We start from the raw sequence: 26,530 nt of genomic DNA on the forward strand, positions 1-26,530 counted from the left end.
AATTTAACTCATCTTAATGGTTTAATAATTGTTTAATTTTATAAATGTTGGAATACACAAAGGCGCAAAGTTTTGTTCATTTAATCTTTTGCGTCTTTACGATAATCAACTATTTTACTGAGTTCTTAGCTACATCCGTTCCTATAGAAACTGTGTTTTTATCAGAGAGTAAATCTTTAGGTACAGCTACAGCTCCCGTTTTGTTTCCTAAAACTTTGATATAAGGTTTTATTGGTGATTCAAATTTCACAGTAGATAGGTTAATGTTCTTACTATTATAAACCGTTGCTCCCGTTCCTTCAGTATATTTCAGGGTTACATTCTTTAACTGGATTCCATCTGCATCTACAATAGTCAATGCTTTTTTTGTATCGAATTTTGAATCTTCAATCACAATGTTTTTAAGATTCATTTCGGAAAGCCCAAACAAGGTGATAGCTTCGTAAGAGTTGACTGCATTAATATTTTTAAAGAATATATTTCTGAAAATCGGAGTTTCTTCTGTTATCGGATACACTTTTTCAGGAGTTTTGTTTCCTTCCTGTTTTTGTCCATCTTCTAAAACCGGGGAAGAACCTTCGTAGAACATATTAAAACCAATCGTCTGTGTCGGAATATTAATCATATCAATATTTTTGATGTAAATATTTTCAACAATTCCGCCTCTTCCACGGGTGGTTTTAAAACGAAGTCCGATGTCTGTTCCGATAAAAGTACAGTCAGAAACATGAATATTTCTTGCACCGCCGGACATTTCGCTCCCTACAACAAATCCTCCATGACCATGGTACACGATATTGTTTTTGATGAGGACATTTTCGGTAGGCATTCCTCTTTTTCTGCCGTCTTCATTTTTTCCTGATTTAATACAGATCGCATCATCACCCACATCAAATGTATTATCATAAATAAGTACATTTTTACAGGATTCAAGATCTACACCGTCACCGTTTTGAGAGAACCATGGATTTCTTACGGTAAGGTTTCTTAAAATCAGGTTGGAACACATCAAGGGATGAAGATTCCACGCCGGGGAATTCTGGAAGGTAGGACCATCTAACAATACTTTGTCACAACCCACCAGACTCACCATTACCGGACACAGAAAGTCTTTTACCGTGTTCAGTTCGTCTTTCGAGATTTTATCAGGAACATTGAAGCTTGAGCTGCTTTCAAATCCTTTTTTATAGCTTTCTGAAGGGTACCATGTTTTGCCGTCGGAAGATAATATTCCACCGGATTTGATGATTTCTTTCCACTCAGACTCTGCCACTTTACTTTTTTTGATGGCTCTCCATGCATCTCCGCTTCCATCAATGACTCCTTTTCCTGTGATAGCGATATTGGTTGCATTTTTTGCTGAAATAGGTGATTGACAACGAGTTGTATTTAATCCTTCAAAACTTACATCTACCAGGGGATAATCATTTTTATCTTTGCTGAAAATAATGAAAGCACCTTCTTCTACGTGAAGATTGATATTGCTTTTCAGTTCAATAGGCCCAGTAAGCCACATTCCTCTGGGAACAACCAGTTTTCCACCTCCTTTTTTGCTGAGCTCATCGATTGCTTTTTTGAATGCCTGTGTATTTTTTACATTTCCCCCTGAAATTCCACCAAATTGCGTGATGGATACGGTATTGGCAGGAAAAGATGCTTCTACAACCTGAGGCATTGTAAACTCAATGTTTTTATAAATATCCAGATTCTGAGCATAGGCATGCCCGGAAAACATCATTGCTACTGCTAAACTGATAATGGTAAGTGACTTCTTCATGTTATTTTTTTTGAGTTTTAATTATATTTTTAAATTCCTGATAAACCAGTGAAGCGACTATCTTTGCTCCCTCAGGCTGAAAATGGGTGTTGTCTTTCTGCCCTTTAGGATAGGCTTCGTAAGTATTTTCCGGAAGATTCATAAAATAATGACTGGTGGTGAAATCCTGTCCTTTTTTAGTAAAATACTCCATGGATAGTTTGTTTAAATCAATATAAGGAACGTTCATTTCTTTAGCGATATCAATAGGAGCCTGCCAGTATTCACCGTGTACATTTTCAAGCTTTCCGTCTTTCCAGGGATAATTTCTTGCTACAGGAGTTACAATAACCGGATTTCCACCCTTTTGTTTGGTCTGGGAAACAAATAATCTTAAAAATTCTTTATATCCCTGAATATTCACATAGCGCTCCGGATGCTTTTCTGAACCGTCATTGTGCCCAAACTGCATGATTACATAATCATTAGGCTGAAGATGTTCATACACATACCGCCATCTTCCTTCCTGAAAAAAAGTTCGTGTACTTCTTCCACCATGAGCCCTGTCAATAACAGCTACTGAATCTGTGTTGATAGCTGGTTTCAGAGTTTCAATGCTGTCTTTTGCAAAGAAAGGCTGAAATACCTGCCCCCAACCTGCGATAGGATAGCGTACTTTCATATAATCTTTTCCCGGATCATAATCTCCGGTATAGTCAGCCATTGTGGAGTCTCCAATGAGGTAGATATGCGTTACTTTTTTATTCTGTTTTGATATCGTTTTTTTTGCTCTATCCTGCGACTGGCATGCTGATAACAATATTACACTGAATAAAAATGAAACGGTTTTGTATATGCTTTTTTTCATTACTTTTTTTGTTGGATTTCCAACATAATTTTCTTTTTACTCTCTCGCAGATTGAACTGATTTTGCAGATGATTGTGTATTATTTTATCATTAAAATCTGCGTTATCTGCATAATCTGCGAGCGTTTTATTTATTTTTCTGTATGACTTTTTTGTTGGGGGATCACAAAGGCACAAGGTTTTATATTCTTTATTTTGTTTTTAATGTGTAAGAACACTTCGACTTCGCTCAATATAAGATTTTCGGCAAGTTGAGCGGTATTCAATTTTATCGGAGATAAAATCTTTGCGTCCTTATAATTATTTACATTCTGATATTTCATTGCGTCTTAGCGTTTTCCAACATGATTTTACTTTTATTCTCTCGCAGATTGAACTGATTTTGCAGATGATTGTGTATCAATTTATCATTAAAATCTGCGTTATCTGCATAATCTGCGAGCGTTTTATTTATTTTTCTGTATGACATTTTTGTTGAATAATCGCAGAGGCGCAAGGTTTTATATTCTTTATTTTGTTTTTAATGTGTAAGAACACTTCGACTTCGCTCAATATAAGATTTTCGGCAAGTTGAGCGGTATTCAATTTTATCGTAGATAAAATCTTTGCGTCCTTATAATTATTTACATTCTGATATTTCATTGCGTCTTAGCGTTTTCCAACATAATTTTCTTTTTACTCTCTCGTAGATTGTACTGATTTTGCAGATGATTGTGTATTATTTTATCATTAAAATCTGCGTTATCTGCATAATCTGCGAGCGTTTTATTTATTTTTCTGTATGACATTTTTGTTGAATAATCGCAAAGGTGCAAGGTTTTATATTCTTTATTTTGTTTTTAATGTGTAAGAACACTTCGACTTCGCTCAATATAAGATTTTCGGCAAGTTGAGCGGTAATCAATTTTATCGGAGATAAAATCTTTGCGTCCTTATAATTATTTACATTTTGATATTTCATCACGTCTTAGCGTTTTCCAACATAACTTTCTTTTTACTCTCTCGCAGATTGAACTGATTTTGCAGATGATTGTGTATTATTTTATCATTAAAATCTGCGTTATCTGCATAATCTGCGAGCGTTTTATTTATTTTTCTGTATGACATTTTTGTTGAATAATCGCAGAGGTGCAAGGTTTTATATTCTTTATTTTGTTTTTAATGTGTAAGAACACTTCGACTTCGCTCAATATAAGATTTTCGGCAAGTTGAGCGGTATTCAATTTTATCGTAGATAAAATCTTTGCGTCCTTATAATTATTTACATTCTGATATTTCATTGCGTCTTAGCGTTTTCCAACATAACTTTCTTTTTACTCTCTCGCAGATTGAACTGATTTTGCAGATGATTGTGTATCAATTTATCATTAAAATCTGCGTTATCTGCATAATCTGCGAGCGTTTTACATTTTATTTCTTTGTAATTCTGAACCAATCAAAATCTGCATATCCTCCACGTGGAGCTTTTGTTGTACTGACGCTGTACAAACCTACTTTTGCTCCAATCCATTTTCCCGATTTTGCCTGGAAAATCTCACCGGCTTTGATGAAATTTTTGCCGTTTTCACTGTAGCTGAACTGGCATAAACCATTGGGCTCATTTACATTGACTTTTAAATAAACCTCGTTACTTTTTAACGGGGTTTCAAACAGTATTTTTTCTTCCCCGCCTTTGTCTGCCTTTTCCGCCTTCCTGAGTTGGAGATAATAACCGTCAGGTTTGTTCGTGATCACTAAAGATGCATGATCTGACCCCATGATTAATAATCCGGCAGTTTTTCCTTCTTTGGCATCTTCAGGAGTCAGCTTCACCTTTGTGGAGGCTGCAAAAGTTGGAGCTGGAAATTTTTGGGTTAAGAGATTAGGGACATTCCAGAGATTTTTTTCTCCTTCCGGAACTTTTATAGAGAAGAGTCTTAAAAATTTTTGTCCGGTAAGTTTGGATGACCATACAATATTTTCATTGGCACTCCATTGCCATTGCAGTCCTAGTTTTTCACCATCAAATTCATCGGTTTCAGGAGGCGTTGAAGCAGGGTAGTATTGCCCAATATCAGGCTTTTTATAGGTTGAAACAGGTTCGCCAATTCCGTTTTTATTATGATCAATTCCCATTACCGGCCAGTCTTTTTCCCATTTCATCGGCTGTAGGTGAATGATTCTTCCTCCGGCATCCACATCCTGAAAATGATAAAACCAGTCTTCACCGGAAAGAGTATCTACCCAAGCTCCCTGATGAGGTCCGTTGATGGTTGTTGAACCCTGTTCCAATACTATTTTTTCTTCATAAGGGCCATAAATATTCTTTGATCTCAATACCAGCTGCCATCCTGTTGCCACACCGCCAGCAGGCGCAAAAATATAATAGTAGCCATTTCTTTTATATAGTTTAGGACCTTCAACGGTAGGATGAGCATCATGGCCGTCAAATACATGAACGCCTTTATCCAGAACTTTTGTTCCTTCTGGATTCATTTTATTGAGTGTTAAAATACTTTTTACTCCTGCACGGCTTCCCGCCCAACCATGAATAAGATAAGCGTTTCCGTCTTCATCCCAGAACGGACAGGAATCTATTAATCCTTTTCCTTCCATTACCAAGACCGGCTTTTCCCAGGTTCCCAATGGATCTTTGGTTTTCACCATATAAATTCCAAAGTCAGGATCTCCCCAATAAATGTAGAATTCTCCTTTATGGAATCTTATGCTTGGTGCCCAGACTCCATCACCTCTTTTGGGAGTAGAGAAATGTTCCAGAGGAAGAATATCCTGAATGGCATAATTGACCAGTTTCCAATTGATCATATCTTTAGAATGAAGTATGGGAAGTCCAGGTGTTTCATTGAAGCTGGATGCTGTCATATAGTAATCGCCGCCAACACGGATAACGTCCGGATCGGAATAATCGGCATACAAAATGGGGTTTTTATAATTTTTTCCCTGATCGGCCGTCCAGACCTCGGAAACATAGTTCTTTTCCTGTGCCTGAAGATAGGTAGAAGCCACAGAACATGCTGTAATGGCAATGATATTTACAATATTTTTTGTCTTCATACAATCAATTATACTTTTCCTGACTTACCAATCCTTGTCAAGGATGAGGATTTCTCAATCTTTTTTTATTTTTCAAATTCTAAACTTGCCAGGATAAAAGGACCTGTTCCTTTCGGATCATTGGAGCGTACTTCTTCATTCACGTAATATTCATAAGAACCGCTTCTGTAGGGTGTTCCGCCTAGTCCGGCTACTGCACAGCATTTATTTAAGCTTACGACACCATTTTCATCTACTGTGATCAGGTTTTTGATAATTCCTTCATATCCCTTTTTTGCGTAACCTTTATAGGATTGGGGTAAATATCCTTTGTTTACAGATTTTATCATGGTATATACAAACATAGATGAGCCCGTAGCTTCCAGGTAGTTTCCTTTTTCTCCGCCTTTATCCAGTACCTGATACCAAAGTCCTGTTTTGGAATCCTGTACTTTGATGACGGCATCACAATACGATTTTAAATAGGAAAGTAATTTTGCTCTTCCGGGATGGTTCTGAGGTAAATAATCCAAAACATCTACCATAGCCATTCCGTACCAGCCCATTGCTCTGGACCAGAAATTGGGAGAAAGTCCTGTTTCTTTGTCGGCCCATTGTTGTTGACGGCTTTCGTCCCATGCGTGATAGAGTAGCCCTGTTTTTTTGTCTAAAAGATGCTTTTGAATCAGGTTAAACTGGTTGATGATATCATTGTAGGCTTTTTCAGCATCTTCTCCTTTTGAAAAATAGTGAGTGTAGTGCGCATAAAAAGGTTCGCCCATGTATAAGCCGTCCAGCCACATCTGGTTGGGATAAATTTTCTTGTGCCAGAATCCACCTTCTGATGTTCTTGGCTGACCATCTATCTGAGAACGCAGGGTTTGTAAAGCTTTTAAATATTTATCTTTTTTCTCCTGTTGATACAGGTAAAGAAGAACGTTCCCACAATTCAGCATGTCGATATTGTATTTGGAAAGATCGTAAGAAACAATGCTTCCATCTTCTTTTACCATGGTATCACCGAAGGTTGTGATATACTGATAATATTCTTTGTTCCCGGTTTTTTCGTATAATCTTTCTGCGCCTTCCAGGACAATTGCTGTTGGATAGCTCCATTTCGGGGCTTTATTATAATCCAGCATCCAGGCTTGCGGAAATCTTTTTATTTCAGAAAGGAGCATCCTTTGAGACCATGGAAGCTTAGCTGAAATTTTGACATTTGCTTCTGAATGTATTTCTGATGAAGTGTTTTGCAATGGCTTTTGTGCACAGGAAAAAAATAATCCGGAACAGGCAGCGGCCACAGCGTAGATTTTAATAGTGTTGTTGATAAAGTTCATGATGTTAAACTTTAAAGTTGATGATTTTGATCGAGAATATCCAGTTTTTGATCCAGATCCTGGTAAAAAGATTCTTCGGTTGTTAAGCCGTTGGATTCCTGAGACCAGGCTCCCAGAAAGTAATAGGATACATTTTTAGTTTTTTTGAAAACGATGGTATGGGTAGATTTTGTTTTCACATATTTATCAAAGCTTTCAAGCGGGTAGAAGACTGCCATTCCCAGGTTGTCTTCTTTTTTAGCCAGAGTTTGTTGTCCGTAAGTGGCAATATAAGCCCATTTTTTATTTTTACTGATTCCCTGTTTCATAGGGATGTCTTTGAAAGCAACGATTCCGGTGCAAAGACCTGAAAGACTGTTACTCAGATTGAGATCTACTTTTACGAAACGGTCTTTGGAGAAAATCGTCAGTTTTGATTGCAGGTCTACAGCATCACCCCAGGTTTTCCAATCTTTGTAAGTGATAAGGGCATAAGACTGATCTTTTGCATTCACTACTTTTGCATTCGTGCTTTTTACAATTTTAAAGGTTTCAACATAGTCATTCTGCTCATCATATCTTCCGTAAGAACCAACTCCTATGGTACGTCCGGATTTCAGAATATCCTGTCCCCACGGAGCATCGTGATGATAAGATTCAAAGCCGTCTTGGCCTACTTCCGGCAATACGAGTCCTGTTACTTTTTTACCGAAAATATCTGTAGCATTTCTCCAGTCCAGATAAAGTCTGTAGCCAATCTGATTGTTTTCAAGACCAATTCCTTCGTATCTGATATAAGAAGAATGATCTGTGTGGGCTTCGGGAAGCGTGAGTTCCTGAACGTTTTTGAAAGTTCCTCCAATGTATTGATTACCTTCCCATTTTCCGCCTTCTTTTACAGAAAGTTCAGCGTAAGAAAATGGTGCTTTTGGGTTTTTCTTAATGGCTTCAATCACAGAAGTCTGCGCTGAAAGATGGGTGCTGATAAAAGCGCCTGCTATGACTATTTTAAATAAACTGAGTTTCATACTTTTTCCTGTTGGGTTACCGATTTCTGTTGATGAGTTTTCATGGTTATTAGTTTTGTTCATCAGTTATTGCACGGACAATATCATTTATATACACTTCTATATTGTCATAGTTTTTATCCAGATCTCTGCCGTTGGCATTGGCTGATTTTGGGTTCAAATGATGTTTGATTTCCCATTCATCCGGCATTCCGTCGTTGTCGGAATCGGGGAGAGGCTTTACCTGTTTTAAATGAGGAAATCCTCCTGTGTCATTTTGGGAATCAATGATTCCGTTTTTACTTCCTTTTGAGCCTGTGTAAGTAAAGCTTCCGGTTTCAATGTCTTTTAAAACATGAAGATCAACAGCATCTCTTACCAGGCTTGCTCCACCGGATTTGAGCACTTTCCTGTAAGTTTCGTCTGCAGAATGGGTTTTAATGTTATTCTCAATATCATGCGGTTGATTGATTTTAATTGAATTTTTATCCTTTTCTGTTAAGTGGTAGCTTGGTTTCATCTGGCTGAAAACACCTTCTGTCCAGTTATCTTTGGTAACTTCCGGACTTCCTTCCATCACATTTCCGTTGATGTAGTATTTCCCCCAGATATTATAGACTTCGGTTTTCGGGTTTTCATTTTTATCGATGGCGACAATTCTTTGTCTTGTAAGTGTTGCCGGTCCGGGTTTGTAATAATTATTAACGATATTCACGTTCATTCCTTCACCTCCATAAATACTGTTGTGTCCCCAGTTGTAGATCAGATTATTTCTGAAATCAGTAAGGTCTGTCAGCGCAAATTTACTTCCTGCATATTCGCCTAATCTTGGATTTCTGCTGTCATGATGCGCGTAGATATTATGATGAAAGGATGCGAATTTACCTCCTGCAATTCCACCATAGCCATGTGCGCCTTTCTGATGAACAGAATTTCTGAGACTTTCAGCAATGAGACACCATTGAAGAGTGGTTTTTTCATTGGCGTAAATCGAGACTGTTTCGTCTGTAGACCAGCTCATAGAACAATGATCTACCATCAGATTTTTGATAAATCTTGCTCCCAAAGCATCGCCCTCAAATTTTTTCTGATCACCCATTCTGAATCTTAGGAAACGGATGATAACATTATCTGCAGCTACAAATGTTTCATAATTGGCAATCGTAATTCCGTCTCCGGGAGCGGTTTGTCCGGCAATGGTGACATCGCCCTCTTTCATTTTCAAAGGAGACTGCAGGTAAATAGTTCCACTGGTTCTAAATACAATATATCTCGGACCTTTTTGATTCAAAGCGAATCTTAAACTTCCTGCAGAGTTATCGTCTTTCAGATGGGTGACGAAATAGACCTTTCCGCCACGTCCGCCTTTTGTGAATCTTCCAAAACCTTCAGCTCCGGGAAAGCTCAATATTTCCTGCGCATCAACCAGCGTAGAAATACTGCATAAAAGTCCCGTGGTGAATAGTTTAATGAAGTTTTTTGTCATGATTGAAGATGCTTGTATGAATTATTGTAAGCTCTTTTTTATATTCCACTGATCATTTCCTTTAAGAATATTTTCCGGAGTGTATTTTTTTCTTTCTTCTTTATTTAATTGATGCGACCAAGGAACTCTTTGAGTCATATTGGCTCCGGCTCCTTTTGAGTTGCTTTCTGCGTACAATGTGGTCTTTTCTGCTTTCGTTTTGTTCCAGTTGTGCCATCCTTCAGGCTTTATCGTTGAGTTAAGCTCACAGTCGATATAAACGGTTCTTGCAAAAGGTCTCCATGGTCTTCCCAGATAGACGGAATGGTCTTTTGCATTTCCAATAATCTTTGAATTGATAAAAACGAACCCAAATTCATTTCCCTGTGGAGTAGAAGCGGCTGTAACATAGCTTGCCGTTTCTTTGGAGTAAATAATACAATTTTCAAAAACAGCTGTTCCAGCCCCAAAAATATAATCCGTTGTTCCTTCGATATAACAGTTTTTGAAGTAGTTTCTTGATGGTTTTGTCTTGTCCTCGAGATCCTGAACTCCTTTTAAATATAAAGTATCCTGATTTCCTAAAAATCTGCAGTTTTCAAAGGCGATTCTGTCACCGGAAGTTAATACAGCAACTGCCTGTCCGACTCTTCCGGAACTGTTTTCAAATGAAATATTTTTTGCTGTAAAATCATTTGAATAAATAAATATTGTGGATGAACCTGTCGTCCCGATCTCTTTTCCTTCAGCATTCTTTTTTGAGGCATAATCATTGTAAGTAATGATTGTTTTTTCTGGATTTTCACCTACCAGAAGTATGACTCCTTTTGTTTCCTGAATGGTAATCTTTTCTTTATAAATTCCGTTTTTAATAAAAACTTTTGTTCTTGTTGAAGAATTGTTTTCAATAGCGTTAATTGCCTGCTGAACGGTTGTGAAATTACCTTTCCCATCTTTCGAAACCACGATGGTTTTATCCTTGATTTTGAAAGAAAGAAGACTGACTAAAGCCATCAGAGCAACAGAAAACAGAGCCGTGTTTTTAAAAAAGATGGAAAATTTCATAAAGCAGTTTTGAGGTAAAATACAGACTGATCTTGGTGGAAGACAGCCTGTATTTTGATATGAATGTTGAACTATCTAGTATCCGTAATCCTGAGTAAGGTTATAATTTGAATTGATCACATCCAGCGCAATAGGAAGAAGTTCCTTTTTGTTAGGCTGGAAATAATACGCATAACTTTTCACCGGATCTCCACTGATGTAAGGCTGTGTCATAGCCAGTCTCCAGTTCACTTTTGTGTATCCTGTAGGAGTAGCCACACTTTGATTTGGATTGTAGAAAACATCAGCCTTGTTGATTCCGTTCACATAAATGTCCATATCCAGAACGTTTTGCTGTGCTGTTTTTGTGGGAACATAATTGGCAACAGTGGAAGCCGGTTTTTTGTAAAAAATATACTCGGGAACATTCGCATAAGCTCCTGTACCGTTCATGAAATCTGTAAGTTTCTGTCGGGTTTCATTGATCTTTGTTTCCAGAAGGTTCCAGCGGATCAGATCATATTTTCTCAATCCTTCACCTCCGAATTCCAATAATCTTTCCTGAACAATATATTTAAAGAAGTCATTCTTGGAAGTAGGAATGGTTCCTATCTGACCCAAATTACCTGTATAAGCTCTTTGTCTTACAGCCATTACAGCATCAATGGCTTCCTGAGAAGGAGCACTGTGAAGTTCATTGTCTGCTTCAGCAAACATTAATAAAATATCGGCATATCGTAGCAACGGCCAGTCGATTCCTAAGTTCTGGGAAGTTCCCGTAATGCTCGTCCACGACTTTCTGAATTTTCCGTCATTCCAGTTGATGGAAGTCTGAAGATCCTCCTGTTTTGATGTGCTCACCCTGAAAATGGCAATATTAACATCTCTTCTCAAATCATATTTACTGAACTCATAGAAATAGGTAGGAATAGCACTGATTCCTCCGGCTGATTTCCAGTCAGAATCATCATGCCTTAACCCATTATAATATCCGATTTTTGAATCTGTTCTAGAGTTTCCGCCAAAAGCTCCGACAGCAAAAATAATTTCACTCGTTGTATCCGGAGTGTTGGTATGCAAAGATCTGAAAAGCCCTTCATAGCTAGGGTTCAGCTTGTGCTGCCCGGAAGTGATGATATCTTTGCATTCATCATACGCAATCTGATAATATTTCTGAGGATTTGTTCCTTGCGTCATGAGTTGCGGACTTCTTCTCAAAGAATATCCGGCTCTTGCCAAGGCTATTCTGGCTCTTAATCCTTTTACTGCTGCTTTGGAAAGTCTTTGTGCAGTAGTTCCTCCTTCAGATTTCCATGGCACCAGAGCAGATGCTTTTGCCAGATCATCAAGAAGTTTTTCATAGATGATATCACGGTCTGTTTTCGGAATATAAACGGATGGCAGATCTGCAGAAGGGACATCCTGAAAAGGGACATCACCCCAGTTTTTAATAAGATCATAATAAAACAATGCTCTTAGTGTTAATGCTTCGCCCAGATAGCGGTCCATCAGTTTTTTATCAGCTGCAGATCCGGTTTGATAAACTGGAGAAAGAGGAATGTTTTTGATTACAAGATTCGCTCTTTCGATGCCTGTGTAAGTATCCAGGAAAGGTCTTAATAATTCCGTATTGGTGGGAACTGCTCCGAAACAGCTTATTCCTCTTCTGTCGTTGGCATTATAATCTCCGGAGGTTCTGAGATCGTCCCCGGACTGGGAAAGGATGAGATTCATTCTCTGTCCATAGGTATTGTCACCCATGGCGCTATTATAGACTCCTACAAGAGCGGCAAAAGTGTCGGGTGCTGAGTCGAACTGTTGTTTCTCAGCGGTATTGGAAAGATTTTCTACCTCTAAATAATCGCTGCAGGAATTAAGAGTAACCACGCAGGCAAGAGATAAGAAAAAACTTGAAAATTTATTTTTGTTCATAGCGTTCGTTTTAGAAAGTAATATCTACTCCTGATAAAATAAATCGGCTTCTTGGATAAGCAGAATAATCTACCCCTGGAGTTAATGGATTTCTTCTTGTATTGGCTTCCGGATCAAATCCTGAATAGCCGGTTATCGTAAATAAATTATTAACGGTAGCATACAGTCTCAGGTTTTTCACTCCAATGGCTTCAAGAGATCCTTTTGGAAGGCTGTATCCAATCGTAAGATTATTCAGTCTTAAGAAAGAGCCGTCTTCAATAGCATAAGAATGAAGGAAATATGCTCCTGCAGGTGGAGTCCACATTGTTGTATTGGCGTTAAGAGCCGCAAGAGCAGTAGGATCTGTCACCTTATTTCCGGCATTGTCAAACCATCTCCAGCGGTCCGCCACTTCAGCAAGCATGTTATTATCTTTATACAGATATTGAGTCGTGTATTCTATTTTGTTGGCATTGTATACTTTGTTTCCTATGGAGAAATTGAAAAGTAAGCTCATATCCCAGTTTTTATAGCGGAATGTTTGGGTAAAACCTCCGTAGAATTTAGGCTGTGCACTTCCAAGATCGGTCATGTCTTTATTATCAATCACTCCGTCACCGTTTAAATCCTGAAGTTTAAGATCACCCGGCTGTACAGCTTTTGCCCCGTTAGCAACAGCAGCCGAGCTTGCTATCCCGTTTTTTAAAGTATAGATCTGAGTGGCTGCATCATAATTAAAATCACTCACTTCATACCTTCCGGCCGTTACATATCCCCAATAAGTTCCTACCGGTTTTCCTACCTGTACAAGGAAATCAAACAGGTTATTCTGCCATCCGGAAGGGTAGTAGTAGGAATTGGAACTTGCAGACGCATTATTTCCTAAACTTTTGATGGTATTTCTGTTGGAGGAGATATTGGCATCAATTTTCCACGAAAAGTTTTCTTTGCTGATGATGGTACTTCCCATTGATAGTTCTATCCCTTTATTTTCGCTGCTTCCTGAGTTTTGGTATTGATACTCGTATCCGGAAGTCTGTGGTATTTTGGCTAATAATAAAAGGTCTTTGGTATCTGTTTTATAAACATCCAGAGTTCCATAAAGCCTTCCTTTAAACAACCCAAAATCAATTCCGGCATTGTATGAAGTGGCTGTTTCCCATTTTACATTAGGGTTGGCCATAATATTTCCGGTGGTAGCCCCTGGGGTAACACTGGTTCCGAAAGCGTAGCCGTAATCTGACGATGATGTAAAGAAGGTATCATATAAAAAAGCTCCGATTCTGTTATTTCCTGATTTTCCATATCCTAAACGAAGTTTCAGTTCATTCACAAAATTGCTCTGCTTCAAGAAATTTTCTTCCTTGATTTTCCAGGCTAAAGAAGCTGCAGGAAAGTATCCCCACTGATTGGGACCAGGTTTGAAAACACTGGAACCATCGGCTCTCATGGAAACCGTTGCAATATATTTGTTGTTGTAGATATAATTTACCCTTCCAAAGAAAGATGCTAAACGGTCTACCTCTCTTGCCGTTTTAGGAGCATCCTGAACCATTCCTGAAGGTGGTGATGCCAGCTGTGAATTAGCAAAGGCTTCCTGTGCTGAAGAAGATTTAGGGAACCATTTGATATTGATGGAGGTAGATTCACCATCGGTTCTCACGGTTTCCTGACCTGCTAAAAGATCAAACTTATGATTACCGAATGTTCTTCTATAATTCAATGTGTTGGTATTGGTAATTCTTCTGGTTTGAGAATTACTCATAAACACCACTGGCTGATCATTATTCTGTCTGGCAAGGCTGGTAACCGGACCGGAAAACTGATTCACGATCTGATCTCTTTGTACATAACCGATGACACTTCGGAAGGTAAAGTCTTTGCTGATTTTGTATTCAATGGTTCCATTTAATAATAAATCATTTCTTCCGCTTTCCTTTACTTCATCATTGGCCAGTAAAACAGGATTGACAAGATTCGTCTGATCTGCAAATAATGGATCGAAATCATCAACATCTACCGTAGAACCACCTTCAAAAGGCTGATATCTGATGGCATTTCTCAATCGGTTGGTGGTTTGTGAACCTGAGGCAGAAGTTCCCGCTCCGTAGATCATCTGACGGCTGTAGCGGGCGTTCAGACCAATACTCAGCTTTTTTGAAATATCATAATCATATCTGAAGTTGGCCATATTACGTTTGAATCCGGATCCAATCATCACTCCGTCTTCCTCCACATTATTAAGTGTCAATGAAAATGCAGAGTTTTCAGATCCTCCGGATAAAGATACATTGTGCGTAAAATTGAATGCTTCTCTTCCGAAAAGCTTATCCTGCCAGTTTACATTTTTTACAGACTTATATTTGTCAAGCTGATCAAAAGTTCCGTAGCGTGTGTTAAAAGTTTCAATATCTTTTGCATCTCCATTCTTATAATATTGTTCATACTGATAAAGAACATACTGGTAAGGATCAAGTACACTGATCTTATTCTGAATGCTTCTTACCCCTACAAAACCATTATAGTTAATTGTTGTTTTTCCTTTTTTGCGGCCGCCTTTTGTAGTGATCAGAACTACACCGTTAGCTCCTCTTGATCCGAAAATAGAAGTGGAAGAGGCATCTTTTAATACTTCAATTGATTCTATTTCTTTGGGAGATAAGATGGTCAGGGCATTATCCATCTGCACACCATCTACAATATAGAGTGGGGCATTGCTTTGGGTAATGGAGTTTCCACCGCGGATTACAATGTCCACATCTGCTCCGGGAGATCCTTCACTCAGAGAAACCTGTACACCGGCCAGTCTTCCCTGGATAGCTTCAGCAGCATTGGTAGAAGGCATATCTTTAAGAGCTTCGCCTTTCACAGAAGAAACAGCGTTGGTAACGTCTTTTTTGGAAACTTTTGTATAGCCTACCAAAACCACATCATCCAGTTTGGTTTCTTTATCTTTTTTCGTTTCTTTTTCCTGAGCCATGGAAAGGACAGGAAGCAGAAAAACAGTTAAATATAACCACTTTATTGATTGTACTCTTTTATCCATTATGTATCCTTATAGTTTTAATTCTTGGTTGAAAGTTTTTTCAATCGTTTTTGATTAGGATTTTTAAGTATTCTGCAGATTTTAGTGGCCATTACGTATTTTAATCATTTTCTTACGCTTTTGTGCAATCGATTGCGTAATTATTTATAATAAATTAATCTGGCTCCTAAACTAATATTATTTTTCAATACGCAAAGAAAAAAATGTTATTTTTTCATTAATTTATGTGTTTAATACAATGTGTTTAGCCTTACAAATGTTTGTTTTATGAATTTAATTCATTGTTAATCAATTGTATATAATTGTTTTTATTTTGTTCTAAATCTTAACAATAAAAATGTGTTAAGGAAGTGTTTAATGTTTATAAAACTTAAATTTTGATTAAAACTATGTCTGTTTTCGGATATAAAAAATCCCGAAATTGATGCCTGGGAAGAAAAATTTTAATCATTTTCTGATTTTTGTCATCTTTTTGAAATTATCAGCACTTCTGTATTTTGTACTTTTTATTAATATTTACGAGTATATATCATATGTGTATTAATTTGATGATATTTTAATCAATATTTCATTGCTTATTTTCTGTGTTATTTTGGCATGATTTTATATTTTAAGTCGGTTAGTTTCTTATTTTGGGAAATTTATTCTATATTTTTTTTCTCTTTTCCAACTCTTTTTAAATCTATTTTTAATTTTATTTATTTGATAATCAGCTTATTTTAAAATAAAATTAATTTTTTGTTAACTACTTAAAGAATAATTATATATTTAACCCCACAAGTATTTCTGCAATTTTAGTGTAATTTTATGCAATCGATTACATTGAGTTTAACAGGTTTGCGAAAACCGTAAAAAAGAAAAAGTAAAAATAGTAGTATGGCACAATCAGAATTTCGTTACGCCCATCATCCTGAAGATGTGAAAAAATATACCACAGAAGATCTCAGGAGGGAGTTTCTAATCGATGATTTATTCAATGAGGATAAGATAAAACTGGTGTATTCTATGTATGACAGGCTTATTGTAGGAGGAGTAATGCCTTCCTCCAAAGCGTTGAAACTGGAGCCCACTGATGATCTGAAAGCTGAAAATTTTCTTGACAGAAGAGAGCTGGGAATCATCAATGTAGGAGGAGCAGGAAAAGTAACTGTTGACGGAAATGTATATGAGCTTGGAAATAAAGAAGCTTTATACATCGGAAAAGGATCTCAGGAAGTGATCTTTGAAAAGACAGGTAAAGAACAGCCTTATTTCTACATCAATTCAGCTCCGGCGCATCATGCATGTCCCACAAAGAAAATCACCAAAAACGAAGCTGAAATTGTGGAACTGGGCGACGAGAAATATGCGAATAAACGTACTATCAACAAACTGATTGTTAATTCTGTGGTAGAAACCTGCCAGCTCCAAATGGGAATGACTGAACTGCATCCCGGAAGTGTATGGAACACCATGCCTGCGCACACTCACACCAGAAGAATGGAAGCGTATTTCTATTTTGACCTGGAAGAAGGGCAGACGGTAAGTCATTTTATGGGACAGCCTCACGAAACCCGTCACCTGTTTATGAAGAACAGGCAGGCAGTGTTGTCTCCGGAATGGTCCATCCACTCTGGCGTAGGAACTGCCAATTATACTTTTATCTGGGGTATGGCCGGAGAAAATATGGACTATGGTGATATGGACGGTATTAAAACAAACGAACTAAAGTAATTTTTCCAATGAATTTATTTGATTTATCCGGTAAGGTAGCTGTGGTTACCGGAGGTACTCACGGATTAGGAATGGCAATGGCAGAAGGACTTGCTGCAGCTGGTGCTGAGCTGGCCATTACCAGTACAACGCCATCAAAGCTGGAAGAAGCGTTGAATTATTACCATGAAAAAGGGTATAAAGCAACAGGCTATATTTTTGATGTGACGGATGAGCTGGAAGCTGCCCAAAAAGTAGCTTTAATGGAAGCCACTCATGGAAAAATAGACATCCTTGTCAATAATGCGGGAATCATCAAACGTATTCCGGCTATTGATATGGAAGTGGATGACTTTAGAAAAGTAATTGATGTAGATCTTACCGGACCTTTTATCATGTCGAAATTAATCGGGAAATATATGATTAAAAGGAAATCGGGGAAAATTATCAACATCTGCTCGATGATGAGTGAGCTGGGACGTGACAATGTAGTAGCCTATGCTTCAGCAAAAGGCGGCCTTAAAATGCTTACCAAAAATCTGGCAACAGAATGGGCAAAACACAATATTCAGGTGAACGGAATCGGTCCCGGATATTTTGCAACCTCCCAGACAGAACCCATCCGTGTGGATGGAAATCCTTTCAATGATTTTATCATAAGCAGAACGCCGGAAGGAAGATGGGGAAACCCGGAAGACCTTGCGGGAACCGCTATTTTCCTTGCTTCTGATGCAAGCAGATTCATCAACGGACAGATTATTTACGTAGATGGAGGAATCCTGGCGACTATTGGAAAACCTGCTAATGAATAACAACAGATTAGACAAAAAATGAAACCTTTTATAACAGACCAATTCTTATTACAAAATAAATACGCTGAAGAACTTTACTTCAGATTCGCAGAAAAACAGCCGATCATCGATTATCATAATCATTTGATTCCTAAAGATATTGCAGAAGACACTGTTTTTGACAATATTTCCAAAGTCTGGATTGCTGGCGACCACTACAAATGGAGAGCTATGAGAACGATGGGAGTCAATGAAAAATTCATCACGGGAGATGCTTCAGACAAAGAAAAATTCGAAGCATGGGCAAAAACGGTTCCGTATACTTTGAGAAACCCTTTGTATCACTGGACTCATCTGGAATTGAAAAGATATTTCGGAATTGATGAACTGTTGAATGGAGACAATGCATCGGAAATCTATGAAAACATCACCACTCAGCTTCAAACCCCTGAAAAATCTACCAGAGGTCTTTTGAAAATGATGAATGTGGAATCTCTATGTACTACAGAAGACCCTACAGACACCTTGAATTACCATCAGGATCTGGCGAAAAGTGATTTCAGTATCAAAGTAAGCACTGCATTCCGTCCGGATAAGGCGATTCTGATTGAAAACCACAACTTCGCAGATTACATTGCAAAACTGGGAACATCAGCAGGGATTGAAATTAATTCTTACCAGACTTTATGTGATGCTTTGCTTAAAAGGATCGAATATTTCCACGAAAATGGATGCAGACTGTGTGATCACGGCTTAAATAATATTTCTTTTGAAGAAGCTACAGAAGCGGAAGTGAATGCTATTTTCAATGATAAATTAGCCGGAAAAGTGATTGCTGAAAAGCAGGTGAATCAATTCAAAACAGCCATTTTATTATTCTTAGGGGAAGCTTATCATCAATACGGATGGGTTCAGCAGTTCCATTTAGGAGCTTTGAGAAATAATAATGAAAGAATGCACAGAATTTTAGGACCGGATACCGGCTGGGATTCCATTGGAGACTTTGTACAGGCAGAAACGCTTTCCAGATTTTTGAACACTTTAGACGGAAAAGATAAACTTACAAAAACCATTCTTTACAATTTAAATCCTGCGGATAACGAAATTTTCGCAACAATGATCGGGAATTTCAATGATGGAAGCATCAAAGGGAAAGTACAGTTTGGATCCGGATGGTGGTTCCTTGATCAGAAAGACGGGATGATCAAACAGATGAACGCCCTTTCCAATATGGGATTAATAAGCTGTTTTGTAGGAATGCTCACAGACTCCAGAAGTTTCCTTTCTTACCCGAGACACGAGTACTTCAGAAGGGTATTGTGTAATCTTTTCGGGGAAGAAATGAAAAACGGCGAACTGCCGGATGATATAGAACTGATCGGGAAAACCATTTCAGATATCTGCTACCATAACGCAAAAAATTATTTTGATTTTTAGTTTTCAGAAGAAATAATATCCTTTCGCAGATTGAGCAAATTTTGTTGATTTAAAATGATCTGCTTAATCCGCTAAATCTGCGTGAAAAAATATTTTTAACCATTAAGAGAATTTAAAAGGTGAAGAATTGTTAAGAAGAAAATCAAAGATTTTTAAATGATATGATCTTTTATTTTCAATGTATTCAACTTCAAAATTAATAAAGTGTGAATAAAACGCTTGTGTCTTTTGTGGTTAAAAAAAGCTAATTAAAATTATGAGTAACAAAATAGTCACATTCGGTGAAGTGATCATGAGACTTTCCCCACCCGGAAACAGAATGATGAAGCAAAGCCACGAAATGGAATTCTTTTTTGGAGGAACAGAACTAAACGTTGCTTCTTCATTGGCAACAATGGGTTGTGAAGTAAAACACATCAGCTGTGTTTCAGATGATTTTGTAGGAGAATCTGCTGTTTCTTTCATCCAAAGTTTTGGAATTGATACCAATTTCATTCATAAAAATGAGCATCCTTTAGGACTGTATTTTCTTGAAGTTGGTTCATCTGTCCGTGCCAGCAGAATTGCTTACAACAGACTGAACGGTTCTTTTGCCAATATCAACCCTGAACATATCAACTGGGAAAAGGCGCTTGAAGATTGTGAATATTTTCACTGGACAGGCATCAGTCCTGGTATTTCAGAATCTGCTTATGAAGCATTGAAAGAAGGTCTGAAAACTGCACAGAATAAAGGAATTGAGATTTCCACAGATCCTGCTTACCGTTCCAATCTCTGGAAATATGGAAAAAAAGGGCATGAAGTACTGAAAGAACTGGTTTCTTATTCCACCATTTTTATCGGAGGAGTAAACGAAATCAATGAAATTCTCGGAACTCAGTTTTCTTCCGATAAAGAAGGTTTCATTGAAGCCTGTAAAGAATTAAAACAACAAATTCCTTCTGTTCAAAGGATTTTTGATAAAATAAGAATTGGGGTTACAGCAAGTACGCAGCAAACACAGGGAAGAGCTTGGGTAGATGAAGCCTATTTTGAAACGGAACTTCTGGAAATTAATCCTGTTGTTGACAGAATAGGAACGGGAGATGCTTTTGCTGCAGGGTTGATCTATGGTTTAAAGCATTTTGATCCTAAAAAAGCGCTGAGTTTTGCCAATGCAGCCTGTGCAATCAAACATACCATTCCCGGAGATATCAACTATGCAAGTGTAGAGGATATTCTGGAAGTAATGAAAGGAAATTCAGGAGGAAGAATAAAAAGATAATTATGGCAAGATTTAATAGGATAGAAGTAGCCTTAATGGCAAAGCAAACAGGGATTGTGCCTGTATTTTATCATGCAGATATTGACGTTTGCAAGAAAATTGTAAAAGCTTGTTTCGATGGTGGTGCCCGTGTTTTTGAATTTACCAACAGAGGTGATTTTGCTCACGAGGTTTTTGCTGAACTGGTAAAATACGTTGCCAATGAAATCCCTGAAATGATCCTGGGAATTGGATCCATCCTTGATCCGGCAACTGCTTCTTTATATATTCAGAATGGGGCGAACTTTATTGTAGCTCCTGTTTTAAATCCTGAAGTGGCCAAGGTCTGCAACCGAAGAAAAGTTGCGTGGATGCCCGGCTGTGGCTCTGTTTCAGAAATTTCTTATGCGGAAGAATTAGGAGCAGAGATTGTAAAGATCTTCCCGGCAACACAAGTAGGCGGTCCGGAATTCATCAAAGCGGTGAAAGGCCCAATGCCGTGGTCAAATATAATGCCCACAGGCGGAGTGATTCCCACAAAAGAAAACATCAGTGAATGGATTTCTGCAGGTGCTTATTGTGTAGGACTGGGTTCGCAGCTGTTTGTGAAAAATGAAACCGGGGAATATGACTATGTAAAAATCACAGAAGCTGTAGCTCATTCTATACAGATCATTAAAGAACTAAGATAATTTTTTTATCACTTTAATAAAACCATAAAGGGAAATCAGACAGGTTAATTAGAGGTCAAATAAGATAAAACATTCAATCTAATTAATATCAATCCCTAATTAAATTCAAATGGTTTAAAAAATCAATTATTTCCGTGCTAAATTAGTATGGATAAGGAGTTTTTTGTCCCATTTTGTTGTTAAAATCAATAAAAATCAATACTATTAACGATTGATATGAAGAAAGAAATATCCCCGAAACCGACTCAGTTCAGATGGACGATCTGCGTGCTTCTTTTTATTGCAACGACCATCAATTATATGGATCGGCAGGTGCTGTCACTTACCTGGAAAGATTTCATCGCTCCGGAGTTTCACTGGAATAATAATGACTATGGAAATATCACGGCATTATTTTCTATTTTCTATGCTGTAAGTATGCTTTTTGCCGGAAAGTTTGTAGACTGGATGGATACCAAAAAAGGTTTTCTCTGGGCTATAGGAATCTGGTCTATAGGAGCTGTTATTCATGCTTTTTGTGGAATTGCCACTTCAGGAGTTCTTACGGGAAACTGGCTGGTAGGTTTTCAGGAATCTAAAGAGATTATTGGAAGAGTAGATAATGTGGGCGCTATTATCAGTACAAGTGTTACCTTGTTTATTTTCGCCCGTTTTGTTTTGGCGGTCGGGGAAGCAGGAAATTTTCCAGCAGCGATAAAGACTACTGCAGAATATTTCCCTAAAAAAGACAGAGCACTGGCTACAAGTATTTTTAATGCCGGAGCAACGGTTGGAGCTTTGGCTGCACCGGTTACCATTCCTTTTATTGCAAAATCGATGGGCTGGGAGTGGGCATTTATCATTATTGGTGCTTTAGGTTTTGTGTGGATGGGGCTTTGGGTATTCTATTACAAAAAACCTCACGAACATCATAAAGTCAATGAACATGAGCTTACTTATATTCAGCAGGATCAGGATGATTGGGTTGGAGAAGGTTCGACAGCAACAGAAAAGAAATTTTCCTTCAAAGAATGTTTCAGTTACAGACAGACCTGGGCTTTTGCTTTCGGAAAGTTTATGACAGACGGAATCTGGTGGTTTTTCCTGTTCTGGACACCCGCTTATCTGAGTTCTGTTTATAAAATGGATTCTACACAAAGTGCCTTACCGTTATTTGTTCTCTATATGATTACATTATTTTCCATTATTGGAGGATGGCTTCCGAAGTATTTCGTGGAGAAGAAAGGAATGGATGCATATTCCGGAAGGATGAAAGCGATGTTGATCTTTGCTTTTTTCCCTTTGTTGGCTCTTTTAGCACAACCTTTAGGCTCTGTTTCATATTGGATTCCGGTATTAATCATTGGAGTAGCGGGAGCAGCTCATCAGGCTTGGTCAGCGAATATATTCTCCACAGTAGGCGATATGTTTCCCAAAAAAGCGATTGCGACTATTACAGGAATTGGCGGAATGGCAGGCGGAATCGGTTCTTTTTTAATCAATAAATCATCAGGAGTGTTATTCGATCATGCTCATAAAGCATGGACTACTATTGACGGAATGCCTTTGCTTGAGAAATATCCACAATACATCAATGAACGTTTACCGGAGAATTTTCTTCACGATCTGGAAAAATCGGGCGCTATTATTTCTGATGGAATTGATAAAGGATATATGATCATTTTCTCAGTGTGTGCAGTCGCTTACCTTATTGCATGGAGTGTGATGAAAACACTGGTTCCGAAATATAAAGTGATAAAATAAAGATGAACAAAAGGCAAAAAGCTTCTTTGCTGAGTAAACGTCTTTGCGAACGAAAGTAAGCGCAATTTTACAGGTCTTTGCAGACATTGCGTTACAACTCAAAAATATAGTAAGATTAGAAAAAATGGAAAATCAGATAAAACAAAAACTCAATCGTGAATTCTATGGTTCTCAGGAAAAGCTTCCTATTAAAATAATACAGTTTGGAGGTGGGAATTTCATGAGAGGATTTACAGATTATATTATAGATCAGTTAAATAAAAAGACAGATTTCAACGCAGGAATTGTAAATGTTCAGCCTACACCGGGAGGTTCTGTTCACAAGCTTGAAGAGCAGGATAATCTGTACACCCTTTTTACGAGAGGAATAAAAAAAGGTGAAATTATTGATGAAAAACAAGTGATTTCTTCCATTCAGAAGTCCATCAATCCTTATACACAATATGGCGAATTTCTCGCTTTAGCAAAGGAAGAAGAGCTTGAATTTATCTTTTCAAATACCACAGAAACCGGGATTGCATATGATGAAACCGAAGACTATCAGGCAGGACCACACAAAAACTTTCCTGCAAAACTGACGGTTTTAATGTATGAAAGATTTAAATATTTCAATGGTTCACCGGAAAAAGGAGTGAGAATCATTCCCTGTGAACTGATTGAAGATAATGCTTTGGCTTTAAAAAATATCATCCTTCAATATGCTGAACTCTGGAATTTAGAAGAAGGTTTTGTGCGATGGATTGAACAATTTAACTGTTTTCATAATACATTGGTAGACAGGATTGTTCCCGGTTATCCAAAAGACGATGCAGAAACCTATGAAGAGCAGTTGGATTATGAAGACCAGATGATGGTTGTTTCTGAAGTGTTTTTACTCTTTGTCATTCAGGATGTTAAGAATTTAAAAGAAAGAATTCCTTTTGACCAGATTAATGAGCAGATTCTGGTGGTAGATGATATTCAGCCGTACCGTCTCAGAAAAGTAAGAATTCTGAATGGTGGACATACTTTGATGCTGGCTCCAGCCATTTTATCAGGAAAAGAAACGGTAAAAGAATCCATTGATAATCCGTTCATCGGGAAGTTTTTAAAAGACACCATTTTCAATGAAGTCAACCCAACTTTAGGATTGGATGAAAATGAGTTGAGAGATTTTGCAGAAGAAGTTTTCGACAGATTTAGAAATCCTTTTATTAAACATCATCTGGCAAGTATCGCTTTATATTTTGTGTCTAAATTTAAAGTAAGAGTACTGCCGAGTTTATTGAAATATGTGGAAACTAACCAAAAATTACCGCTTAATTTAACTTTCTCTTTAGCAGCTCTTATCAGATTCTATCATGGGAATTTTCAGGATAAAACCCTTCCGTTAAATGATGAGCAGACGATTGTTGACCGATTCAAAGAAATCTGGTTAAACAATGAGTATGAAAAAGTAGCAGAACTTGTATTAAGTGAAATTTCTTTCTGGGATACAGATCTCACAGAAATTGAAGGCTTGAAAGACGCTGTAGCAAAAGCTTTGTGGGAAATTGATCATCACAATGTAGAAGCAGCGTATCACCATTTTGTTCAATTCTATTCTTAGAAATCATGCAGAAGAAAGTATTGAAGGTAAATCCCAAAGATAATGTTGCTGTAGCTCTGATTGATCTTCATCAGGGCGAAACGGTTACTTTGGATGATCTTATCTATGAAATTATAAAAGATACGAAGGCCAAGCATAAGTTTGTCACGGAAGATCTTTCGGAAGGTGATGCCATTATCATGTACGGTGTTTTGGTGGGAAAAGCCAGCCAAACGATTCAGAAAGGTGAAGTTATCACCACTGAAAACGTAAAACATCAGAGCGCAAAAGTAGAAGGTAAAACAGAAACAACTGCCTGGACAGCTCCTAATGTAGAAGAGTGGAAAGACAGAACATTCATGGGATATCACAGAGAAGACGGACAGGTAGGAACAGAAAATGTATGGCTGTTTTTTCCTTTGGTTTTTTGTGAAAACAGAAATGTGGAGATTTTAAAAGATGTTTTTGAAAAAGAACTCTTATTCGAAAAAGTATCAAAACACCAGCTTTTGCTGAGATCTCTGGTTAATAATTCAGATACGGAAACCATTGCTGAGGAAGATCAGAATGAACGTATTTTTAAAAATATTGAAGTTAAATTCATTACCCATCAGGGCGGCTGTGGCGGAATTCGTCAGGATGCAGAAGCTTTGGGACGTTTATTGGCGGGATATGTCAATAACCCGAATGTAGCCGGAGCCACTGTTTTGAGTCTGGGATGTCAGAATCTTCAGGTACAGATTTTCAAAGATGCTTTGGAAAAGATCAGTCCTGGGAATAAAAAACCAATTATTGTTTACGAACAGCAAAAATCCGGAACAGTAGATGAAATGCTGAGCGGAATTATCAAAGATTCTTACGAAGCTATTAAGAAAGCTAATGAGATTCAAAGAAAACCAGCATCTATTTCCAAACTGGTATTAGGCTTGGAATGTGGTGGTTCAGACGGTTTTTCAGGAATTTCTGCCAATCCGGTTTTAGGGCAGCTGTCAGATTTAATGGCCGGAATTGGCGGTGCAACTATTCTTTCAGAATTTCCGGAATTGTGCGGAGTAGAGCAGGAGCTGGTGAACCGTTGTGTGAATGAAAAAGATGCAGAAAGATTTTTACAGTTGATGAAAGACTTTGAAGAATCAGTCGTTGCTGCAGGATCTGGTTTTGATATGAATCCGTCACCGGGGAATATTAAAGACGGATTGATCACTGATGCCATGAAATCTGCAGGAGCGGCTAAAAAAGGAGGTTCATCACCTATCAATGATGTTCTTGATTTTACGGAATATATTAAGAAACCGGGATTGAATTTATTGTGTACACCCGGAAACGACGTAGAATGTACAACAGCTCTGGTAGGCTCAGGCTCCAATATTGTATTATTTACAACAGGTCTTGGAACTCCCACCGGAAATCCTGTTGTTCCCGTAGTGAAAATATCTTCCAATACTTCACTTTCTGAGAGAATGCCTGATATTATCGATTTCAACACAGGTGATGTGATTACAGGTGAAAAAACAATTGATGAAAAAGCAGAAGAGTTGCTGGAATACATCATTAAAGTAGCCAGCGGAGAAGTAAAAACAAAGGCTGCCATTTTAAATCAAAACGACTTTATTCCCTGGAGAAGAGGAGTTAGTTTGTAAATATGTTTTTTTAATTATAAATATTAATTAGGATTGAAAATGCTTTCTACATGGTAGGAGGCATTTTCTTTTAGATAATAATATTAGAATTACAAACATTTACATCAATAGGAATGGGCTGTTATCCTGAGCGTAGCCAAAGGAAGCCCATTAAAAAAAACATCATTATTGGCTTTAGCCAAAACCTACAAATAGAATGTAATTTAGATTCTTCCTTCGTCAGAATGACAAACAGGCTGTTGATGGCTGGTGTGGCATATCTTAACGGAGTACA

General features: G+C 37.8%; 17 protein-coding genes. 8 read left to right on the forward strand and 9 right to left on the reverse strand.

Annotated elements, in window-relative coordinates; all coding sequences use genetic code 11:
* Positions 1-109: 109 nt before the first annotated feature.
* From ACKTTZ_RS19330 to ACKTTZ_RS19370, 9 genes are all read right to left on the reverse strand, one after another.
* On the reverse strand, positions 110-1,777 hold the full coding sequence (locus ACKTTZ_RS19330; protein WP_407846381.1) for a glycoside hydrolase family 28 protein: 1,668 nt from the start codon (positions 1,775-1,777) through the stop codon (positions 110-112).
* Between the two features lies 1 nt (position 1,778).
* Positions 1,779-2,624, reverse strand: coding sequence for a rhamnogalacturonan acetylesterase (locus ACKTTZ_RS19335; RefSeq protein ID WP_407846382.1), 846 nt, complete (start codon positions 2,622-2,624; stop codon positions 1,779-1,781).
* Positions 2,625-4,033: 1,409 nt separating this feature from the next.
* Positions 4,034-5,677 (reverse strand): glycoside hydrolase 43 family protein, encoded by a 1,644-nt coding sequence (locus ACKTTZ_RS19340; RefSeq protein ID WP_407846383.1) that lies wholly within the window; start codon positions 5,675-5,677, stop codon positions 4,034-4,036.
* A gap of 65 nt (positions 5,678-5,742) precedes the next feature.
* Positions 5,743-6,996 carry a glycoside hydrolase family 105 protein gene (locus tag ACKTTZ_RS19345; RefSeq protein WP_253317157.1) on the reverse strand — a complete coding sequence of 418 codons (1,254 nt, stop codon included), beginning with the start codon at positions 6,994-6,996 and terminating at the stop codon, positions 5,743-5,745.
* Positions 6,997-7,007: 11 nt separating this feature from the next.
* A complete protein-coding gene (locus ACKTTZ_RS19350; RefSeq protein ID WP_407846384.1) occupies positions 7,008-8,066 on the reverse strand; it encodes a DUF4861 family protein in 1,059 nt (352 codons plus the stop codon).
* On the reverse strand, positions 8,053-9,468 hold the full coding sequence (locus ACKTTZ_RS19355) for a polysaccharide lyase family 1 protein (RefSeq protein WP_407846386.1): 1,416 nt from the start codon (positions 9,466-9,468) through the stop codon (positions 8,053-8,055). Before ACKTTZ_RS19355 ends, ACKTTZ_RS19350 begins: the two co-directional genes overlap by 14 nt.
* A 21-nt stretch (positions 9,469-9,489) precedes the next feature.
* A complete protein-coding gene (locus ACKTTZ_RS19360; RefSeq protein ID WP_407846387.1) occupies positions 9,490-10,512 on the reverse strand; it encodes a pectinesterase family protein in 1,023 nt (340 codons plus the stop codon).
* A 75-nt stretch (positions 10,513-10,587) separates the two neighbouring features.
* Positions 10,588-12,423, reverse strand: a complete 1,836-nt coding sequence (locus ACKTTZ_RS19365; RefSeq protein ID WP_253317153.1) for a RagB/SusD family nutrient uptake outer membrane protein — start codon at positions 12,421-12,423, stop codon at positions 10,588-10,590.
* A 10-nt stretch (positions 12,424-12,433) separates the two neighbouring features.
* Positions 12,434-15,451, reverse strand: a complete 3,018-nt coding sequence (locus ACKTTZ_RS19370; protein WP_034694247.1) for a TonB-dependent receptor — start codon at positions 15,449-15,451, stop codon at positions 12,434-12,436.
* An 876-nt stretch (positions 15,452-16,327) separates the two neighbouring features.
* Here ACKTTZ_RS19370 and kduI point away from each other — a divergent pair.
* From kduI to ACKTTZ_RS19410, 8 genes are all read left to right on the forward strand, one after another.
* Complete coding sequence (gene kduI, locus ACKTTZ_RS19375; RefSeq protein ID WP_034694250.1) at positions 16,328-17,164, forward strand: 5-dehydro-4-deoxy-D-glucuronate isomerase; 837 nt, start codon at positions 16,328-16,330, stop codon at positions 17,162-17,164.
* An 8-nt stretch (positions 17,165-17,172) separates the two neighbouring features.
* Positions 17,173-17,955 (forward strand): gluconate 5-dehydrogenase, encoded by a 783-nt coding sequence (locus tag ACKTTZ_RS19380; protein WP_034694252.1) that lies wholly within the window; start codon positions 17,173-17,175, stop codon positions 17,953-17,955.
* An 18-nt stretch (positions 17,956-17,973) separates the two neighbouring features.
* Positions 17,974-19,371: a glucuronate isomerase gene (uxaC, locus tag ACKTTZ_RS19385; RefSeq protein ID WP_407846388.1), complete on the forward strand. Its 1,398-nt coding sequence runs from the start codon at positions 17,974-17,976 to the stop codon at positions 19,369-19,371.
* 256 nt (positions 19,372-19,627) lie between these two features.
* Positions 19,628-20,635, forward strand: coding sequence for a sugar kinase (locus ACKTTZ_RS19390; RefSeq protein WP_034694256.1), 1,008 nt, complete (start codon positions 19,628-19,630; stop codon positions 20,633-20,635).
* Positions 20,636-20,637: 2 nt separating this feature from the next.
* A complete protein-coding gene (locus ACKTTZ_RS19395) occupies positions 20,638-21,306 on the forward strand; it encodes a bifunctional 4-hydroxy-2-oxoglutarate aldolase/2-dehydro-3-deoxy-phosphogluconate aldolase (RefSeq protein ID WP_407846389.1) in 669 nt (222 codons plus the stop codon).
* A gap of 216 nt (positions 21,307-21,522) precedes the next feature.
* Complete coding sequence (locus ACKTTZ_RS19400) at positions 21,523-23,049, forward strand: MFS transporter (protein WP_407846390.1); 1,527 nt, start codon at positions 21,523-21,525, stop codon at positions 23,047-23,049.
* 124 nt (positions 23,050-23,173) lie between these two features.
* A complete protein-coding gene (locus ACKTTZ_RS19405; RefSeq protein ID WP_407846391.1) occupies positions 23,174-24,637 on the forward strand; it encodes a tagaturonate reductase in 1,464 nt (487 codons plus the stop codon).
* A 5-nt stretch (positions 24,638-24,642) separates the two neighbouring features.
* Positions 24,643-26,256 (forward strand): UxaA family hydrolase, encoded by a 1,614-nt coding sequence (locus ACKTTZ_RS19410; RefSeq protein WP_407846392.1) that lies wholly within the window; start codon positions 24,643-24,645, stop codon positions 26,254-26,256.
* Positions 26,257-26,530: the final 274 nt, after the last annotated feature.

The sequence above is a fragment of the Chryseobacterium sp. KCF3-3 genome (genome assembly GCF_045865955.1).
Lineage (GTDB): Bacteria > Bacteroidota > Bacteroidia > Flavobacteriales > Weeksellaceae > Chryseobacterium.

Coding starts and splice junctions, on each gene's coding strand:
- ACKTTZ_RS19330 (WP_407846381.1), bottom strand. CDS start 1,777: ATGAAGAAGTCACTTACCATTATCAGTTTAGCAGTAGCAATGATGTTT.
- ACKTTZ_RS19335 (WP_407846382.1), bottom strand. CDS start 2,624: ATGAAAAAAAGCATATACAAAACCGTTTCATTTTTATTCAGTGTAATA.
- ACKTTZ_RS19340 (WP_407846383.1), bottom strand. CDS start 5,677: ATGAAGACAAAAAATATTGTAAATATCATTGCCATTACAGCATGTTCT.
- ACKTTZ_RS19345 (WP_253317157.1), bottom strand. CDS start 6,996: ATGAACTTTATCAACAACACTATTAAAATCTACGCTGTGGCCGCTGCC.
- ACKTTZ_RS19350 (WP_407846384.1), bottom strand. CDS start 8,066: ATGAACAAAACTAATAACCATGAAAACTCATCAACAGAAATCGGTAAC.
- ACKTTZ_RS19355 (WP_407846386.1), bottom strand. CDS start 9,468: ATGACAAAAAACTTCATTAAACTATTCACCACGGGACTTTTATGCAGT.
- ACKTTZ_RS19360 (WP_407846387.1), bottom strand. CDS start 10,512: ATGAAATTTTCCATCTTTTTTAAAAACACGGCTCTGTTTTCTGTTGCT.
- ACKTTZ_RS19365 (WP_253317153.1), bottom strand. CDS start 12,423: ATGAACAAAAATAAATTTTCAAGTTTTTTCTTATCTCTTGCCTGCGTG.
- ACKTTZ_RS19370 (WP_034694247.1), bottom strand. CDS start 15,451: ATGGATAAAAGAGTACAATCAATAAAGTGGTTATATTTAACTGTTTTT.
- kduI (WP_034694250.1), top strand. CDS start 16,328: ATGGCACAATCAGAATTTCGTTACGCCCATCATCCTGAAGATGTGAAA.
- ACKTTZ_RS19380 (WP_034694252.1), top strand. CDS start 17,173: ATGAATTTATTTGATTTATCCGGTAAGGTAGCTGTGGTTACCGGAGGT.
- uxaC (WP_407846388.1), top strand. CDS start 17,974: ATGAAACCTTTTATAACAGACCAATTCTTATTACAAAATAAATACGCT.
- ACKTTZ_RS19390 (WP_034694256.1), top strand. CDS start 19,628: ATGAGTAACAAAATAGTCACATTCGGTGAAGTGATCATGAGACTTTCC.
- ACKTTZ_RS19395 (WP_407846389.1), top strand. CDS start 20,638: ATGGCAAGATTTAATAGGATAGAAGTAGCCTTAATGGCAAAGCAAACA.
- ACKTTZ_RS19400 (WP_407846390.1), top strand. CDS start 21,523: ATGAAGAAAGAAATATCCCCGAAACCGACTCAGTTCAGATGGACGATC.
- ACKTTZ_RS19405 (WP_407846391.1), top strand. CDS start 23,174: ATGGAAAATCAGATAAAACAAAAACTCAATCGTGAATTCTATGGTTCT.
- ACKTTZ_RS19410 (WP_407846392.1), top strand. CDS start 24,643: ATGCAGAAGAAAGTATTGAAGGTAAATCCCAAAGATAATGTTGCTGTA.